Below are 17,823 nucleotides of genomic sequence, written 5' to 3' on the forward strand. Positions count from 1 at the left end.
AAAGAATAGCGAATTTCATGGGGAGAATAGAATAAGTCAATGCGTAGAAGGGGACATTTTACATTCGCTTTTCAAAAGGGGATGGAAATTTGAAACTTAAAAACTTATTAACAGGGGGATTGCTTTTTGGTACTTTATTATTCTCTTTAGGAAGCACGGGAGAGTTTAGTAAGGTAGAGGCAACATCACCTATTACAATTGAAACTCCAAAACCAGAAGGAAAGAAATTAATGCTTTGGTACAATCAGCCAGCAAAAGATTGGGAAAAACAAGCATTGCCAATCGGTAATGGTTATATGGGCGGCATGGTCTTTGGCGGAGTCCAGCAAGAACGTATTCAGTTTAATGAAAAAACACTTTGGACTGGCGGACCGAGCAGTACGAGTGAGTATACTTTTGGGAATCGTGATGGGGCAGCGAGTCATTTAGGTAGTATTAGAGAAAAATTATCGAAAGGTGATAAATCAGGAGCAGAAAGGGAATCTTCACAATTTCTTACAGGTCTTCAAAAAGGGTTTGGTTCCTATCAAAATTTTGGAGACATATACTTAGATTTTAATATGCCAGATGCGACTTCATTTTCCAATTATCGCAGAGAATTAAATGTAAATGAGGGAATTGCTACTGTTTCTTATAACTATAAAGATGTTCAATACAATAGAGAATATTTCACAAGTTATCCTGATCGCGTTATGGTCATGCGTTTAACGGCTAGTGAAGCGAAAAAGATTTCATTAGATGTGAGACCAACGAGCGCACAAGGAGGGGAAGTAACGTCCGTAGATAATAAAATCACGATGAAAGGACAAATAACGAATAATGGAATGAAATACGAAGCAGCATTCAAAGTATTGAATGAGGGCGGTACGTTAACAGCAGAAAATGGAAAAATAAAAGTAGCAAATGCAGATACCTTAACAATTATTATGACTGCGGCAACTGATTATGAAAATAAATACCCTACTTATAAAGGGGAAGATCCACATGAAAAGGTTGAAAAAGTCATGTCTGCTATTTCGAAAAAGAGTTATGAGGTTTTAAAATATACACATATTAAAGACTACCTCTCTTTATTTAATCGTGTTTCTTTAAATTTAGGAGGGGAACAACCATCTGTTCCAACAAATGAACTACTAGCGTCTTACAGTAAAGAAAACAGTAAGTATTTAGAAGAACTATTCTTCCAATATGGAAGGTATTTGCTTATTTCTTCTTCAAGACCAGGAACGCTCCCTGCAAATTTACAAGGTGTATGGAATAATTCGAACACACCACCGTGGGAAAGTGACTATCATTTCAATATTAATTTGCAAATGAATTATTGGCCGGCAGAAGTGACAAATCTGTCTGAAACAGCTGTGCCATTAATGGATTATGTGGATTCATTAAGAGAACCAGGAAGAGTTTCAGCTGAAAAACATTTCGGTGTTAAGGGCGGCGGATGGACCGTTAATACGATGAATAATCCATTTGGATTTACTGCACCTGGTTGGGGATTAGGCTGGGGCTGGGCACCTAGTGCGAACGCCTTCATTGGTCAAAACGTTTGGGAACATTATAAATTTACAGATGATAAACAATACTTACAAGAAAAGATTTATCCGATTCTTAAAGAAGCAGCAGAGTTTCATAGTAAGTTTTTAGTGGAAGATCAAAATAAGAAGTTAGTTGTTTCTCCGTGTTGGTCTCCAGAGCTTGGTGGCATTTCTAATGGATGTGCCTTTGACCAACAGTTAGTATATGAGTTGTTTTCAAATGTAATTGAAGCGAGTGAAGTTTTACAGATTGATAATGTATTTCGTGATGAGTTGAAGGCGAAAAGGGATAAATTATTCCCACCAATTCAAATTGGTAGATACGGTCAAGTGCAAGAGTGGAAGGATGATATTGACGACCCTGGTGAAACGCACCGGCATATATCTCAGCTAGTGGCGCTATATCCTGGAAGTATGATTAATCACAAAACACCAAAATGGCTAGAGGCCGCTAAAGTTACTTTAAACCATCGTGGTGATGAAGGAACAGGCTGGAGTAAAGCGAATAAAATTAACTTATGGGCACGTTTATTAGATGGTGATCATGCTTATAAAATTTTGCAAGGGCAACTTACAGGAAGTACGCTCAGCAACTTATTTGATACGCATCCACCGTTTCAGATTGATGGAAACTTTGGCGCGACATCAGGAATTGCTGAAATGTTAATTCAAAGTCATACCGACTCCATTCAACTATTGCCTGCACTTCCGAAAGCTTGGAAGGACGGTTCTTACAAAGGACTAAGAGCACGCGGTGCATTTACGATTAATGCGGACTGGAAAAATGGTGTTCCTACAGTTGTTCAGGTGACTTCTGATCACGGAAATGATGTAAAGTTAAAAAGTCCGATGTTCAATACACCATTTACTGTGACAAGAGTCGGAACGAACACACCAGTGCAATATACGAAGGATGGCGATACGATTTCCTTTAAAACGGAGCAAGGTAAATCTTATAAAATTGAGTCTATGCTCAGTTTCGAGTTAGAATCTACGAACAATGTAACAGCAGGAAATACAGTGAAGGTAAAAGTTCATTTATCAAACTTTGGTACATTGAAATCTTCTTCTGGAGAAGTGGTTGTAAAGGCTCCTGAGAGCTGGAATGTGAAACCAATTCAAGTCGATTTTGAAGGTATGGAACCAGGAGGATCTAAAACAATTGAGGCGGATTTACCTGTTCCAATTGATATAGTTGCTAACAAGTACGCCATTGAAGCGGAAGTAAATACAGATAGTGGAAGGGTTAGTAAATCGAATCAAATAGAAGTAACTCCAGCAGTAAAGCTCATTTCGGCAAAGGTAGAACCAAATCCAATTATTGTTGAAGGTGGTTCTACTATATTAAAAGTAAAAGTTCAAAATGAAATAAAGGAAAAAGTAACTCCTGGCAAAGTTGAGCTTCAATTACCAGACGGCTGGAATGCACAGCCATCCACAACGGACTTTCAATTACCGGCAGGAGGAGAAGAAACATATTCGTTTGTTATCACTCCGCCAACTCAGTTTAAAGGAATGAAAGAAGTTGGTGTCTCCGTAAAATTGGGGAATTCGGTGGTGACTTCAACGAAAGTGCAAGTCGCTTCTGGTGGTATTTATCTTAGTGATATTCCATGGGTAAAAGCAACTGCCGGATGGGCAACAGTTCAAAAAGATAAAAGTACTGATGGAAACCCAATTTCATTACTCGGAACGACAGGCCCGATTACGTATAAAAAAGGAATCGGAACTCACGCGAAATCAGAAGTTACCTATGATATATCAAAGGCAACTTACAAACAATTTAATTCTTATGTAGGAATTGACCAAGAACCTGGCGGTAAAGGTGGTTCGGTCGTGTTTAAAGTACTACTTGATGGAGCGGAAGTATTTAATAGCGGCACAATGTACTATAATACCCCGGCCAAATTTGTTGATGTTGATCTTACAGGTAAGAAAGAATTAAAACTAGTAGTTGACGATGCAGGAAACGGTATTGGAAACGATCATGCCGACTGGGGCGATGCTTGGTTGAGTTATAGATAAATATAGGCTAACAATCTAAAAAAACGCTATTCTTTCTGTAGAATGATAGGAAAGAATAGCGTTTTTGTATGTGTATTTTTATATTAGATGTATTTAAATTAATTGTTAGAGGAATTCAAAACTTCTTATCTAAAATATTATATAAAGTTATATTTTCTGCCTACAGCTCGTAAATAACCGATAAAGTGATTTTTGACGATGAGGTGTTCAAAAAATGAAAATACAAATTGTATTGTTTGACGGTTTTGGAGAACTTGTCTCCTTTGCACCTTTTGAAGTACTGAAAAGAGCAATAGAAGAAGGGGCTCCATTTACGGTTGAATTCGTATCAAGTGAACCGAAAAAAGAAGTTACTACTTCGTTTGGAGTGACGATTACACTACATGATTTTTTACGAATGGATAATCGCCCAGATTTGTTAATTGTACCTGGTGGTGGTTGGAATCATAAAGCTGAACATGGAGCGCGAAAGCAAGCTGAACTTGGTACTTTAACTAAAATCATTAGAGAGATGCACAACGAAGGAACGATTGTTGCGGGAGTTTGTACTGGAGGTATGTTACTAGCTGCATCTGGTATAGTGAATGGTAAAAAGGCGACAATGCATCATTTGGCGCAGAGTGAAATGAGTGAATATGGAGCAGAGCTTCTTCCTTACAGAATTGTGGATCAAGGAAATGTTATTACTGCAAGAGGAGTTACTTCAGGAGTTGACTTAGGACTTTGGATTACGGAAAGGTTCGCAAGCCCTAAAATTGCAGCTGCTGTTGAATATAGAATGGAATACGAGCGGCGAGGGGTTGTTTGGAAGTGATTTGACCGTAATCATAGTTTTATAGATTTTAAAGAAAAAAGCCTACTCGTATGAGTGGGCTCTTTCTTTTATGTATTCATTTTCTATGTTTAATAATTTGGCTGAATATAATCTGATTTTATTTCCTTCATGACAGATTCCAAAATGAGGGAAGTTCAACATAATGGACATAAACGTTGCTTATACATGTAAAATAAGATGTCATAAAAATGAATAAAGACTGCAAATTTTCGTCCGCTTTGATTATGGAGAAATAGGGGGAACGACATGAAAGACAATACGCCTAAGAAAATTTTATTTATTCAATCAGGAATTCCTTTTTATTACCCAATGATTGAAGAAGCAATTTTGAATAGTTTACAAAAGGTAAACAGTAACACAATTATGGTGAACCCAGAACGAGCGATAGAAACCGCATTAAAAATGAAACCGGATTTTATTTTGGTACTTGGTGGTTTAAGCGAGGGAATTATTAGTGTCATGCCAGTACTAAAGAGTGCGGGTTTTACTACTGGACTTTGGCTGACAGATGATCCTTATTATATGGATGTAACACAACATCTTGTTCCATATTATGATTACATATTCACGCAAGATTTAAATTGCATCAAGTTTTATAGAGGGATAGGATGTAATAATGTGTTTCATCTTCCGTTAGCAGCTAATCATGAGGTGTTTAAACCTTCTCATAAAGAAGATACATATAAGTATGATCTTAGTTTTATAGGCACAGCATTTGAAAATAGACTTACTTTTGTTGATTCTATTTCAGAGTATTTAGCAGAAAAAAATATAAAAATTGTGGGGTTCGGTTGGGAGAAGTTAAAGAATTATGAAAGATTAAAGGATAAAATACAAGTCTTGCCACTTGCGAAGTATGAGGATGCATTGCAATATTACGTATCGACTAAAATCAATATAAATTTACACCGTTCACCTAATGATCAGGAATTGAATTGTAATGCTGCAAATATCCAAGCCTATTCAGTAAATAATAGGACTTTTGAAATTAATGCCGTAGGTTCTTTTCAACTAACTGATATACGACCAGATGTAGCAAAGCATTACATACCAGGTGTTGAAATAGAAACGTTTAATAGTGCACCAGAGTTTATACAAAAAGCAGAGTATTATTTGGAACATGTACAAGAAAGAAAACAAATAGCAAAAAATGGACTGGATAGAACTTTGAAACATCACACATATGATAGACGTATATTACAATTATTAAACCATATTCATTTCATAGGCGTGAAGATGTAGTCTAACCATTAACTGAAATGAAAAGCGTTTCGTGCTTTCAACTAGAGTTAACTCTCGTATTCTATAAAATCCTTTACGAAAAAGGATTTGGATAATTTTATTGAATCTATTTATACAGAAAAGATAATTTCATATTCAAACTAATTTATATCTAATAATTAGAGGAGATTAAAAATGAATCACTTTTTTGTAGAATTTGGTGAATATGAAGCAAGTGTTTGTGAATGGGGGGATAAAAGAAATCCTCAAATCATTTGTTTTCATGGTTTAGGAAGTACAAAATTAAGTTTTATCGAAATAGCGCAGCTTTTAAAGGATAACTATCATATTGTATCGTTTGATCTATCTGGACATGGAAAAACACCAAATTTTGAGAAGGATGAAGATTACGGTGCATCTCATTTAACAAAATGGGTAGTAGCATTACTTGAGCAGCTAGGAAAAGAAACATTTCATATAGTAGCACATTCATGGGGAGCAAGTGTTGCGCTTCACTATGCAGCAGAACGTCCAGAAAAAGTGAATAAAATGGTATTGTTAGATGGTGGTTATCATCATGGTAAAATGAACGCGGATTATTTTGCGAATCTATATAAAGATGCGAAAGAAGGAGAGTGTCCACCGCGATCATTAGAAGAAGAAATTACCCATTACGAAAAAGATTTTGATGAATACATTTTTGACAGTAAAGAAGCATTCATCCAGTCAGAAAAAATGGTTTATAGCAGGTGGTCACCATTAATAGAACGTGCGGTTTATGATTTAATGCGAGAAGAAGATAATAAAGTGAAATGGCATGCTACTGGCGATACTGCTAGAAGTGTAATTAAGTTTCAATATTCGGTGTATAAAACGTTGAAATCTAATAAAATTAAAAATGATATTTTATTATTGTATTGTGATCTTCCACATAATTATTTAGAAATAAGAGAATTGCAAATTGCGGAATTTAGGAAGCATATTGATATTACAACTAAGCTTTATACAGATACAGGGCATTTAATGCATTGGGATAGACCAGAAGAGATTGCTGAGGATGTTTTACATTGGTTCATATAAAGGAGGTCCGTTGTTCGAATTTGAGCAACGGATTTTCTTGATACGTTACCTGAACAAGAAACAAGTATCTCTAAACTAGAGGAAAGTAAAAAATAAAGAAAAGAGGTTGCAAAAAAGTAACTATTCAGCGACTTTTTGGGACAACCTCTTCTTTTTGTTGTAGATTTTCAAGAAAATTTAGAATAAAATAATAATAGTCACCTACCTATTATTCACTAATGAAAAGAGGCTAGCGAAATGCAACTGAAGTATGGAAAGCACATTAATATATTATCTATTGTTCTAACGTTGTTCTCTTTTTCTGTAATTGTAAGTTTCTCTACCTGGTTGAGTGGATATTCTATTCCCAACCTTTCTACAATGCTTAAGGTAACAATGTTGAGTGCATTTATTCTTGGGATTATAGGGTTTAGACAAGAGAAAAGCGCACTAGCGATTATAATTATGGGAATATGTGCCTTTGCTCTAGTCGTTCTATATACTTATGCGGTTATAAGTTTTCTTGAGCATTAAACACCATAAAAAAGAAACGAACAATATATGTTCGTTTCTTTTTTTGGGGATGATTATTATAAAATAGCCTTTTCTAATGATTGAGTGCTGAATCTAAGAATTAATTTTTGAATGTTATTTTCATGATCCTTTACAATGATATATGGAACGCCCTGTACGTTAAAGGATTCAAACTCTTCTTTTTCTAATATGGGGTATTAGGGGTACCACCCCATATTAGAAAAAACGATATTTTGATGCAAAATTATAGTGTAAGCAAGAGCATTAAAGTTCTATCGCCAATTCTTTTTTTGATATAATAGATGCGTGGCAGAAAATAGATAGAAAGATACTGCTAGTCATTTATACTTAAAAGGTTGGGAGATTGAACAGAGTTATGGGGAATGAAAAAGAAATTAGTTCCGCTAAATTAATATGGAAGATGACGCGCCCGCATACATTAACGGCGACGTTTTCTCCTGTAATTTTAGGAACAGTAGCATCACTTTATGTTGCCAAAATTGATTGGCTTTTATTTATTGCGATGATGGCTGCATGTTTAGCATTGCAAATAGCAACGAACTTATTTAATGAGTACTATGATTTCAAACGTGGATTAGATACCGCTGATTCTGTAGGTATCGGTGGTGGAATTGTCCGTCATGGATTGAAACCAAAAAATGTGTTAACAGTTGCGCTTTTATTGTATGTGGTAGCAGCAATTATTGGAGTTTATATTTGTATGAATAGTAGCTGGTGGTTAGTTGTTATTGGTTTAATCGGGATGGCGGTTGGCTATTTATATACAGGTGGTCCATTACCAATTGCGTACACTCCATTTGGAGAATTAGTTTCTGGATTGTTAATGGGGACATGTTTTGTACTTATTGCTTTCTTTATTCAAACGAATACGATAACGACTGAAAGTGTATTGATTTCTATTCCAATTGGAATTTTAGTCGGTGCAATCAACATGTCGAATAACATCCGAGATATCGAAGAAGATATTAAAGGTGGAAGAAAGACATTAGTAATTCTCCTTGGGAGAGAAAAAGCAATCGTAACACTAGCTGTAGCGTTTCTAATTGCTTACTTATGGATTGCCGTAATTGTATTGATGGGTTATATAAGCCCTTGGGCATTAGTTATGTTCCTAGGTTTGAGAAAGCCAATCTCTGCAATTCAAAGTTTCCAAAAAGGAGCAAAGGATCCCGGATATATGCGCATCGCAATGAAATCAACAGCGATGACAAATACGATTTTCGGCTTCTTATTATCAGCAGGGTTATTAATAAGTTACTTGTTCTAAATAACTTAACCCCAATTTCTCAATTTTAATATAGAGAAATTGGGGTTTTATTTTGAGTTTTTTTAAGTTATAAACTATTCTCATTTGAAATGCAAATACCAATAAATTGCAATTTCATCACTTGTCATATCCAAACCTTTATAAACAAGAAAATCAAATCCACCAATTACAAATCCGCATTTTTCATAGAACTTACATGCTGCGACATTATTATTTTGCGTTTCAAGCATAATACCGGGCATATTGTTTTCTTTTGCCCACTGCTTTGCTTGATCAACTAATCTTTTACCAACTCCGAGTGTACGATATTTTTTATCCACCGCTATATCTTCTATGTAAGCATAGTGATTCCAATTCTTTTTCAATACTATGAATCCAATGATTTGGTTATGTAACAGTGCTATGTAAATTACTTGATTCGGCTTATTTATATATTCATTGTACGCCAGTTCTTCATTATCATTTTGATTTTGTAAATAACTTTTTTCATAACTCGGAACGTCTTCTACTGTATATTCTATGCGTTTATTTACTTTTGAAAGAGAAAGAATTAACCGAGCATTCACTATAAAACTGTCATCAATCTCCGGGAAATTATCTAAATCATTTGTTTCTAACTCTCTAATTAAAAGGCTCATCGTGATACCTCCAAATCATATTATTTCTTCTGGTTCTTTATGTGATTCAAATTCATTCCAATTACAAAATTATAATAGAATTTCAATAGTAAGGCTATCTCTGCATTTTATCTTTATACTATCATGCTATTATCTTGATATAACTATGTTGTATGTGGTAGTGACGGAAATAGTGAAAGATTTCTAATTGGTTAACATATAAAATGAACTATTTCTTCCTAACAATAAAGTGAAACTTTAATCAGTGGGGGTTTTCTTCATCCCCACTGATTATCAGCCCTCACTAATCGGACTTTTATGGGCAGTTGATCCCCAGCTAAATTCTTTGCTTTCGCTGCATTTTGAGGTTGGGGTCGTACTGCCCATTAAAGCGGGATAAAATGAATCGTGGAGAAGATAAAGATGCAAAGAACAATATTAATTGTAGAAGATGAAGATATTTTACGTGAAATTATGAAGGATTACTTATTAAACGAAGGGTATAACGTCTTAGAGGCGATTGATGGGAAAGAAGCCTTATCTATATTTGAAGAGCATGAGGTGCATTTAATTATTTTAGATATTATGTTACCGGAATTAGATGGTTGGGCGGTCTGTCGGCGAATTCGGAAGAAATCTAATGTACCTATCATTATGCTAACGGCTCGGGTGGATGAGGATGATACTTTACTCGGATTTGAACTAGGAGCAGATGATTATATTACAAAACCATATAGCCCTCTTATTTTATTGGCAAGAGCAAAACGGTTAATGGAAAGCCGATATTCTGCCGCTGTTAATGTATCAACTGAAGATACATTAACGAGTAGCGGTATTCATGTACATTTCCCTTCTCGTACAGTAACTATAGATGGAGAAGACATAAATTTGACGCATACAGAATTTGAAATAGTAACGTATCTCATGCACAATCAAGGGATTGTAATTTCGAGAGAACAACTAATTACTAAAATTTGGGGTTATGAATTCGCTGGAGATGATCGCACTGTTAATAGTCATATTCGTAATTTGCGTCATAAATTAGGACAAAAAGCAGCTTGTATTGTAACTGTTGTACGAGTTGGTTATAAATTTGAGGGACAAGTATGAAAAAAGGAATTGTATTAAAGTTATTTATATTAACAACAGCATTATGCACACTTATTTTAGTAACTATTTTTATGGGACAAACGATATTTTTTAAGCAATACTACGCAAATCGAAAAGTGAATGATATTAAAACGAATATTCAATCCTTTGAAAAAGCATATGTAAAAGCTGGAGATGATGCGAAAGCAATTCAAGAATTGGAACAAAATTTCTATCAAAAGAATGCGACATGGATTACAACGTTAGATCGTGCAGGTAATATAAAATATGCAAATGATTTCTCTTTAGAAATTCGATTAGACCCTAACGAAAATAAGAGATTTTCTGAACGTTCCATTCATATACCGTTGTATAGTTTTATCAATTTAGAAGATATAGAAAGGATGAAATATAGTTTAGAACCAGGGAGTCATATTATTATCGATGGAGTACAGAAGGGGGATATAGTAGTCCCTGCGATGTTAACAATAAAAGAGAGGAATGTTGGGCTAGAAAATAAGCAACTGTCAGAAAGGTTGTATGGGCCAAAAGCTGTATCATCAAAAGAAAGTTCACAATTATATTTAGCAGGAAGCATTCAGAACGTGCAATTACCAGAGGGGACTGTAGGAACGAACTTTATATATGGAAATCGTGTGCTTATAGATAGAATAAAGCAATTTCAGGTTGATTTATTATTGAATCAAAAATCTAATGATGCTACTTCTACAGAAATAATGGATTACGAAGAAAATAATATTAAATATAAGCTATTAATCAAATCAACGAAAGCTGCAGAGGGTGAGACAAACTATATTTTTGCTATGACATCGTTGCAACCAGTTGATGAAGCAGTGCAAATGATAAAGGATTATTATGTATATTTAATTATCTTTGTATTGATTTTAATTGTGTTGATATCGTTCTATTACTCAAAAAAAATCGCCAAACCATTATTACAAATAAATAATACTACAAAAAAAATTGCTGGTTTAGATTTCTCTGAGACGATACCTATTACGACAAAGGATGAAATAGGTGATTTATCACAAAATATTAATACGCTTTCTAAAGCTTTGCATTCGTATATTCATCAATTGCAGCAAGATATAGAAAAAGAAAAGCAATTAGAAAATACACGTAAAGAATTTATCGCGGGTGTTTCACATGAGTTAAAAACACCTTTAAGTATAATGAAGAGCTGTATTTCAATTTTGGAGGATGGTGTTGCTAGTAATAAAAAGGAGTATTACTTTAAAGCAATGTCAAAAGAAGTAGATAAAATGGATATGCTCATTATTGATATGCTGGAGTTAGCAAAATTCGAATCTGGTACGTATAAAATGAAAATGGATGTTTTCCATATTGATGAGATGATTGATTATATATGTGAGCAATTAACCTCAGATATAACAGCTAAGCAATTACATGTGCATAAACAACTTTCTAAAATTGAAGTTGTTGCAAACCAGCATCGCATAGAACAAGTTATAACGAACTTTATTACGAATGCGATTCGTTACACACCAGAACAGAAGAATATTATTATTTCTACAATAGAAGAGAATGAACGTGTAAAAGTATGTGTAGAAAATAAAGGGGCTCATATCGAGCCAGAACACTTAGAAAAAATATGGGATCGTTTTTATCGAGGAGATACGTCTCGTCAACGCTCCAAAGGTGGAACAGGATTAGGCCTTGCTATTTCAAAGAATATATTAGAGTTGCATGGTGCGGAATATGGTGTTTCGAATACAGAAGATGGAGTATTATTTTATTTCTATTTAAATAAACACGTGTAGAATTTTTGTTCTACACGTTTTTGTCATTTTTAAATGAAATCGACATTATCTGCATTTTATCTTTATCAGCATTCATTACTATTTTCATTAGAAACGGAATGAAAAGTTGATAAGGAGATTGTTAAAATGAAAAAAAGAGCGATATTGCTTTTGTTTATTATATTAATAATGGGTACAGGCGTTAGTTTCATACATGCTAAAGGGTACAAAAACATATCAAAAGAGGATTTACGATTAAAAGGAAAAACTATTGTAATTGATCCGGGGCATGGTGGAGGAGATAGAGGGACGAAAGGAAAGAAATTTGGAACGATCGAAAAAGAGCTTAATTTAAAAGTAGCTCAAAATATAAAAAAAGAATTAGAAAAAAGAACGGATGCAAAAGTTATATTAACACGTGAAAAAGATACGAGTTTACTTCCAGAAACAAAACAAAAGGAAGAATTGCAAGCTCGTGTCAAAGTAGCGAAAGACCATGCGGCGGATCTTTATATTAGCATTCATCATGATGCTTTTGAGGATACAAATGTAAAAGGAATAACAACTCATTACGGATCTAATAAAAGGAAAGATAAAAAATTAGCTAAGATCGTACAAGGAGCTATTTTTGATCAAAATATAGACAGCCGAGATCGAGGCATTCATGGTAGTGATTTTCTTGTCTTACGAGAAAATCCTTCTCCGTCTATTTTAATTGAATTAGGATTTACATCTAATGCGAGTGATGAAAAAAGAATGAATTCAGAAGAGTTCCAAGCAAAATCGCAACAAGGTATTGTGGATGGCATTATTAATTATTTTATTATGTAATAAAATAAGCAAGTAGAAAAATACTATTCTTTCTAAATCTTAATTAGGAAGAGTAGTATTTTTTTTTGGTTGTATATTTATTTTCCAAATTTAACTGTATTAGTGAAACAAATTCTTTTTTTAGTAAACACAATACGCTATTCTTTAACTGATTTCGACGTTATCTGCATTTTATCTTTATCTCTCCCTATTAATCTATTTATTGTAAACACCGGTTGAAACGAATGATTCAGTCGAATAAAGGCTCAGCCTTATAAATAATGAAAATTAATAGGGAAAGGATCGAAAAATAATGAAAGAAACGCAAAGTAAGAAAAAAACAAGTGTAGTAACGAAGGCAATCATATCTCTAGGAGTTGTTTTAGCGACGACCTTTTTCACATTCTTCTTAATTGGAAATTGGAACTCTACTCCAGCGAAGGGAGTTGCTAATGAAAGTAGTAAACAAGTTAATACGCAACGAGAAGAAAAGAAAAAGGAAAAACCACCAGAAAAACAGAAAAGACCTGATGGAAAACCGGTAGGAAAGGTTGTTTATTTAACATTCGATGACGGTCCTAGCGAATTAACTGGGAAATTTTTAGATGTACTAAAAGAGCAAAATGTTGCCTCGACATTTTTTATGCAAGGTAGCAATTTACAAAATACAGGTTTTCAGGAAAATGTAAAAAGAGCGGTAAAAGAAGGGCATTATATTGGTGCTCATAGTATGACACATAATAGTGACAAGCTATACAAAAAAGGACAATTTGTACCAGAGATGAAAGAAACATTAGCTCTTATCCATAATATTACGGGTACAACTCCTAAACTAGTTCGTCCACCATATGGATCTGCACCAGGATTAAAGGGTGAGGAAATTCGTAATCAAATTGTAGAAGCAGCAATAAAAGTTTGGGATTGGACGATTGATACTCATGATTGGGAATTAAAAAATAATCCGAATCAGATTATAGAAAATGTGAAAAAACAAACAACAGAAGAGGTAGAAGTTGTTTTAATGCATGAAAAGGTGCAAACATTACAAGCTCTTCCTGAAATTATTAAATTTTATAAAGAGCAAGGGTATGAATTTGGGGTATATAATGATGAAGATCATTTTCGTTTAAACTTCCAGAAAGATCAACGTCTATAGTATAAACATAGTTATCTTAAAAGATGTTTGTATTACTAAAACAATAACTAAGACAAAGTCGATTTCCATGAAGTGTACCCCGATTGTTAAGCATATTCTAACAATCGGGGTATTTTTTATATTCAAATTCTCTTAGCGTATGAAATTCGCATTTTTCTACATAGCGAAATAGGACTTACACGCTCTAACCTCATTGTCCTCTGTACATGAAATAAATTTGGTTTGTAATATAATCTGAACTAAAATGAAGTCCATTTCTTATCCACCACATGATGATTCCTACCAATGAGGCAGTTTTGATCTCAATAGCGACATAATCTGCGGGTAACTCTGTATTACTATTATTCCTTCTCGTTTCTACTAATTTCTTTATTAATAGAAATAATTGTTCCTCAAAATGATTCATATTAAATAAAATAGATAAATAATTTCGATGAATATATAAATAATCAAGCAATTGTGTTAGCTGTTGTTTTTCTGATAAATTGCTTACGTGTATTAAAGCGGTAATTTTATTAGAAAGTTCGTTTAAAATTTCATTAGTGAGCTGCATGAGTAAATCCTGAATGTCTTGATAGTGTAAGTAAAATGTTGTCCGATTTAATCCAGCTTTGTTTGCGATTTTTTGGACTGTTAAATTTGAAATGGTGGATTCCTCTTGTAAAAGGGAATAGACAGCATTTTTAAACATTTCTCTTGAACGAAGTGTACGAGGATCCTCTTTTTTAGATGTAGACATTTTGAAACTCCTTTATAGATTTTTCTTTGACTTTCTCGACATAGCATATTTTCAATGTCGATTAATGAACATTTTCAACAAAATTGTTCATGGTCAGGAATATGTATCTTTGTTACTATGAATTTTATCGACACTGTGTCGATAATGCAACTATAGAAAAAGGGAGTTTAGAAATGGAGAAGGGAATAACAGAAAAAAATAAAAAAGTTTTATTACTTGTACTAATTGCTGGCTGTTTTTTATCAACATTAAACCAGACGTTACTAAATGTAGCAATGAGTAACTTAATGGAGGTATTTGATGTTACGGCTGCAACTGTACAATGGTTAGCAACAGGATTTATGCTCGTAAACGGTGTATTAGTGCCAATTACGGCATTTTTAATGAAACGTTTTACAACGAGACAATTATTTACTAGCTCAATGATTTTTTTATTTATCGGAACATTACTATGTGCCGGTGCCATCAATTTTGGCATGTTATTAACAGGAAGAATGATTCAAGCAATTGGGGCAGGAATTATTATGCCGCTCATGATGACAGTTATTTTATATTTATACCCTAGTGAAAAGCGCGGGAGTATTATGGGAACTATCGGCTTTGCCATAATTTTTGCGCCAGCCATCGCTCCAACATTATCTGGTTTTATCATTGAATATGTATCATGGAGATGGTTATTTATTGGATTAGCTCCATTTGTATTAATCGTCATTATTCTTGCACTGAAATATTTAATGAACGTTGCAGATACGACAAAAGCAAGTTTGGATATTGTAAGTGTCATTTTATCAACGATTGGTTTTGGGTGTATTTTATTTGGATTCAGTAGTGCGGGCAGCAAGGGATGGGATCATCCGATTGTTATTACAACAATTATTACTGGGATAATTGTTACAGCACTATTTTACTTACGTCAAATAAAATCTAAGGATCCACTATTAAATTTATCCGTATTTAAGTATAAAATTTTTACTCTTACATCAGTGATTAACGTACTCATCACGATGATTATGTATGCTGATTTAATTCTTTTACCGATATACTTACAAAATGGAAGAGGCTTTACCGCATTTGAATCAGGTTTACTTCTATTACCTGGGGCTATCATTAATGCATTCTTATCACCTATTACAGGTAAAATGTATGATAAATACGGGGCAAAACCACTCTTCATTACAGGATTAGTATTAATCATTATTTCGATGTGGGGTGCAATTGATTTAACTGAATCCACAACGTATATGTATGTAATGGTGCGTACTATTATTTTACGGATTGGATTAAGTTTCATTTCGATGCCTTTAAATACAGCAGGATTAAATGCTTTACCTAGAGAATTAGGTTCACATGGTTCTGCGGTAAATAATACGATTCGTCAATTAGCAGGTGCTATTGGAACAGCAGTTGTTATTACTGTATATACGACTCAAGCAACTTCACATGCTTCGGAGTTATCTTTGGAAAAAGGAAACATTACAGCTATTCAACTAGCGAAATTATCTTCTGTTTTCGGCTCAAATGATGCGTACCTATTTATGTTATTTTTATCTTTCGTAGCATTAATTTTTGCGTGTTTCATGCCTAAAAAAGTGGGGAATCCAAAATTTGAAAGTGAAGCACATAATTAGAATAAATAATAGAATTGTTTAGAAAGTATATATGGAAAGAAAAAGAAAGTGACCTATATATAGGTCACTTTCTTTTTCTTTCTAATTGTTTATGAACTTAACTTTATTTTGTAGAGAAATCAAAGGGGAAATGAAACATTACACCTACAGCAATTAAAAGATTGACTATGTATGTAGAGCTCTTATTATTTATCCTATCCTCATTTTTTGAATAACAATAACAGATTATTCGACAACCGTATTAATAATCAGTAAAGTATAGAATATACACATCTTAGGGAGGGCATATATGTGAAGAAGTGGATGAAGATTGTTCTGTACTCTTTACTAGGTATTTTACTTATGGGAAGTATTGCTTTTTTGACTTGGTCTCAGTTTACTTATAAACCAACGAAAGAGGCTTTGTCGTTAGTGGATGATAAAAAAGATGAAGATAATATAATTTTTGGACAGAAAGATGCTAAAGTAGGAGTTATTTTTTATCAAGGAGCTAAAGTAGAAGCTGAGGCTTATAGCTACTTAGGGGAAGCTCTTGCAAAAGATGGGCATTTTGTAGTAATGCCTAAGTTGCCATTAAATTTAGCGATACTTGGAATCAATGCGGTAGACAGTGTAATGGAACAGTATCCTGAAGTTCAAAACTGGTATGTTGCGGGGCATTCCATGGGCGGAGCTATGATTTCTAAGTATGCCTTTCAACATGAAGACAAGGTAAGGGGGATCATTTTCTTAGGTTCATATCCTGCAGATGATTTCTCTACGAAATCGATGCCGATGTTATCAATTTATGGGGAAGTAGATGCTTTAGCAACTGTAGAAAAAATAGAGAATAATAAAAAGTTAATGTCAAAAAATACAACTATGCACATGATCAAAGGCGGAAACCATGCTCATTTTGGCATGTACGGTGAGCAAAAAGGTGATAATGCAAGCTTAATTACGCCAAAAGCACAGCAAGATGAAACAGTGAAAGTAATTGAAGAATGGTTATTAAAACAATGATAATGAATGTAATAAATCGATTGAAAAATAAGCTGATTTAATCAGCTTATTTTTTATTTACTATATTCAATTGTCCTCTTATTTTCTCCGGAATATCCTTTTCAGAAATAACCTCGTACGAGTAAACATATCTTCCTTTTACATGAATTTTTAAGTAAGTTTTTCGTATGAAATCATTTGGAGTGTTAGTTCCTACTGCATATTTTTCTTTATCTCCTGATTCATCAATACCCTTTAGCGAGTATATTGCTCTTCCTTCATTATGGTAATCAGGAACGCCATATCCCTTCGCGACAGCATATACATTTTTTTCTTCAGCAAGAGGATTAAACCTGTCCAAATCCCCGCGCAATAGGAAAGGTAGTAAGTATATAAGGAGTCCTATTCCTAATATGCAAAGTAAAAGTTTCTTCATGATTGTTTCTCCTTTTGTCTATTTACATTTTTCAGTATAGAAAAAAGTTCTTATGAATATAGAGGGAAATTCTTTAAGTTTTTCTTAAT

Annotated in this window: 15 protein-coding genes; 12 read left to right on the forward strand and 3 right to left on the reverse strand. The window is 33.9% G+C overall.

All coding sequences use genetic code 11. The features are described 5' to 3' along the window. Positions 1-89 precede the first annotated feature (89 nt). The 6 genes from MR113_RS04030 to menA all read left to right on the forward strand — a co-directional run bounded on the left by MR113_RS04030 (position 90) and on the right by menA (position 8,497). Positions 90-3,560, forward strand: a complete 3,471-nt coding sequence (locus MR113_RS04030; protein WP_242251335.1) for a glycosyl hydrolase family 95 catalytic domain-containing protein — start codon at positions 90-92, stop codon at positions 3,558-3,560. 214 nt (positions 3,561-3,774) lie between these two features. Then, the gene (locus MR113_RS04035) at positions 3,775-4,374 is read left to right on the forward strand and encodes a DJ-1/PfpI family protein (protein ID WP_242251337.1); all 600 of its coding nucleotides are present in this window, start codon (positions 3,775-3,777) and stop codon (positions 4,372-4,374) included. A 267-nt stretch (positions 4,375-4,641) separates the two neighbouring features. Beyond that, on the forward strand, positions 4,642-5,637 hold the full coding sequence (locus MR113_RS04040; protein ID WP_242251339.1) for a CgeB family protein: 996 nt from the start codon (positions 4,642-4,644) through the stop codon (positions 5,635-5,637). A gap of 174 nt (positions 5,638-5,811) precedes the next feature. Next, the gene (locus MR113_RS04045; RefSeq protein WP_242251341.1) at positions 5,812-6,696 is read left to right on the forward strand and encodes an alpha/beta fold hydrolase; all 885 of its coding nucleotides are present in this window, start codon (positions 5,812-5,814) and stop codon (positions 6,694-6,696) included. Between the two features lie 237 nt (positions 6,697-6,933). Then, on the forward strand, positions 6,934-7,209 hold the full coding sequence (locus MR113_RS04050; RefSeq protein ID WP_001176332.1) for a hypothetical protein: 276 nt from the start codon (positions 6,934-6,936) through the stop codon (positions 7,207-7,209). 376 nt (positions 7,210-7,585) lie between these two features. Further along, the gene (menA, locus tag MR113_RS04055; RefSeq protein WP_242251343.1) at positions 7,586-8,497 is read left to right on the forward strand and encodes a 1,4-dihydroxy-2-naphthoate polyprenyltransferase; all 912 of its coding nucleotides are present in this window, start codon (positions 7,586-7,588) and stop codon (positions 8,495-8,497) included. A gap of 80 nt (positions 8,498-8,577) precedes the next feature. Here menA and satA read toward each other — a convergent pair whose 3' ends face one another. Further along, positions 8,578-9,135, reverse strand: a complete 558-nt coding sequence (satA, locus tag MR113_RS04060; RefSeq protein WP_242251354.1) for a streptothricin N-acetyltransferase SatA — start codon at positions 9,133-9,135, stop codon at positions 8,578-8,580. Between the two features lie 402 nt (positions 9,136-9,537). Here satA and MR113_RS04065 point away from each other — a divergent pair, with 402 nt between their 5' ends. The 4 genes from MR113_RS04065 to MR113_RS04080 all read left to right on the forward strand — a co-directional run bounded on the left by MR113_RS04065 (position 9,538) and on the right by MR113_RS04080 (position 13,950). Continuing rightward, positions 9,538-10,224 carry a response regulator transcription factor gene (locus MR113_RS04065; RefSeq protein ID WP_242251356.1) on the forward strand — a complete coding sequence of 229 codons (687 nt, stop codon included), beginning with the start codon at positions 9,538-9,540 and terminating at the stop codon, positions 10,222-10,224. Beyond that, positions 10,221-12,005 carry a sensor histidine kinase gene (locus MR113_RS04070; RefSeq protein WP_242251360.1) on the forward strand — a complete coding sequence of 595 codons (1,785 nt, stop codon included), beginning with the start codon at positions 10,221-10,223 and terminating at the stop codon, positions 12,003-12,005. Before MR113_RS04065 ends, MR113_RS04070 begins: the two co-directional genes overlap by 4 nt. Positions 12,006-12,131: 126 nt before the next feature. Next, positions 12,132-12,815 carry an N-acetylmuramoyl-L-alanine amidase family protein gene (locus MR113_RS04075; protein ID WP_242251362.1) on the forward strand — a complete coding sequence of 228 codons (684 nt, stop codon included), beginning with the start codon at positions 12,132-12,134 and terminating at the stop codon, positions 12,813-12,815. A gap of 292 nt (positions 12,816-13,107) precedes the next feature. Next, positions 13,108-13,950, forward strand: a complete 843-nt coding sequence (locus tag MR113_RS04080; RefSeq protein ID WP_097818649.1) for a polysaccharide deacetylase family protein — start codon at positions 13,108-13,110, stop codon at positions 13,948-13,950. 190 nt (positions 13,951-14,140) lie between these two features. Here MR113_RS04080 and MR113_RS04085 read toward each other — a convergent pair whose 3' ends face one another. After that, positions 14,141-14,689, reverse strand: a complete 549-nt coding sequence (locus MR113_RS04085; protein WP_098324310.1) for a TetR/AcrR family transcriptional regulator — start codon at positions 14,687-14,689, stop codon at positions 14,141-14,143. Between the two features lie 173 nt (positions 14,690-14,862). Here MR113_RS04085 and MR113_RS04090 point away from each other — a divergent pair, with 173 nt between their 5' ends. Together MR113_RS04090 and MR113_RS04095 are read left to right on the forward strand one after the other, a co-directional pair. After that, on the forward strand, positions 14,863-16,317 hold the full coding sequence (locus MR113_RS04090) for a DHA2 family efflux MFS transporter permease subunit (protein ID WP_242251372.1): 1,455 nt from the start codon (positions 14,863-14,865) through the stop codon (positions 16,315-16,317). A 291-nt stretch (positions 16,318-16,608) separates the two neighbouring features. Continuing rightward, positions 16,609-17,319, forward strand: coding sequence for an alpha/beta hydrolase (locus tag MR113_RS04095; protein WP_242251374.1), 711 nt, complete (start codon positions 16,609-16,611; stop codon positions 17,317-17,319). A gap of 46 nt (positions 17,320-17,365) precedes the next feature. Here MR113_RS04095 and MR113_RS04100 read toward each other — a convergent pair whose 3' ends face one another. After that, the gene (locus tag MR113_RS04100) at positions 17,366-17,734 is read right to left on the reverse strand and encodes a YxeA family protein (protein ID WP_242251376.1); all 369 of its coding nucleotides are present in this window, start codon (positions 17,732-17,734) and stop codon (positions 17,366-17,368) included. Positions 17,735-17,823: the final 89 nt, after the last annotated feature.

It is taken from the genome of Bacillus cereus group sp. BfR-BA-01379 (assembly GCF_022663605.1).
Classification (GTDB): domain Bacteria; phylum Bacillota; class Bacilli; order Bacillales; family Bacillaceae_G; genus Bacillus_A; species Bacillus_A mobilis.

Excerpts from the sequence above, each read along its gene's own strand:
- MR113_RS04100 (WP_242251376.1), bottom strand. The coding sequence starts at position 17,734 with ATGAAGAAACTTTTACTTTGCATATTAGGAATAGGACTCCTTATATAC.
- MR113_RS04070 (WP_242251360.1), top strand. The coding sequence starts at position 10,221 with ATGAAAAAAGGAATTGTATTAAAGTTATTTATATTAACAACAGCATTA.
- MR113_RS04080 (WP_097818649.1), top strand. The coding sequence starts at position 13,108 with ATGAAAGAAACGCAAAGTAAGAAAAAAACAAGTGTAGTAACGAAGGCA.
- MR113_RS04075 (WP_242251362.1), top strand. The coding sequence starts at position 12,132 with ATGAAAAAAAGAGCGATATTGCTTTTGTTTATTATATTAATAATGGGT.
- MR113_RS04065 (WP_242251356.1), top strand. The coding sequence starts at position 9,538 with ATGCAAAGAACAATATTAATTGTAGAAGATGAAGATATTTTACGTGAA.
- MR113_RS04050 (WP_001176332.1), top strand. The coding sequence starts at position 6,934 with ATGCAACTGAAGTATGGAAAGCACATTAATATATTATCTATTGTTCTA.
- menA (WP_242251343.1), top strand. The coding sequence starts at position 7,586 with ATGGGGAATGAAAAAGAAATTAGTTCCGCTAAATTAATATGGAAGATG.
- MR113_RS04040 (WP_242251339.1), top strand. The coding sequence starts at position 4,642 with ATGAAAGACAATACGCCTAAGAAAATTTTATTTATTCAATCAGGAATT.
- satA (WP_242251354.1), bottom strand. The coding sequence starts at position 9,135 with ATGAGCCTTTTAATTAGAGAGTTAGAAACAAATGATTTAGATAATTTC.
- MR113_RS04035 (WP_242251337.1), top strand. The coding sequence starts at position 3,775 with ATGAAAATACAAATTGTATTGTTTGACGGTTTTGGAGAACTTGTCTCC.
- MR113_RS04090 (WP_242251372.1), top strand. The coding sequence starts at position 14,863 with ATGGAGAAGGGAATAACAGAAAAAAATAAAAAAGTTTTATTACTTGTA.
- MR113_RS04045 (WP_242251341.1), top strand. The coding sequence starts at position 5,812 with ATGAATCACTTTTTTGTAGAATTTGGTGAATATGAAGCAAGTGTTTGT.
- MR113_RS04085 (WP_098324310.1), bottom strand. The coding sequence starts at position 14,689 with ATGTCTACATCTAAAAAAGAGGATCCTCGTACACTTCGTTCAAGAGAA.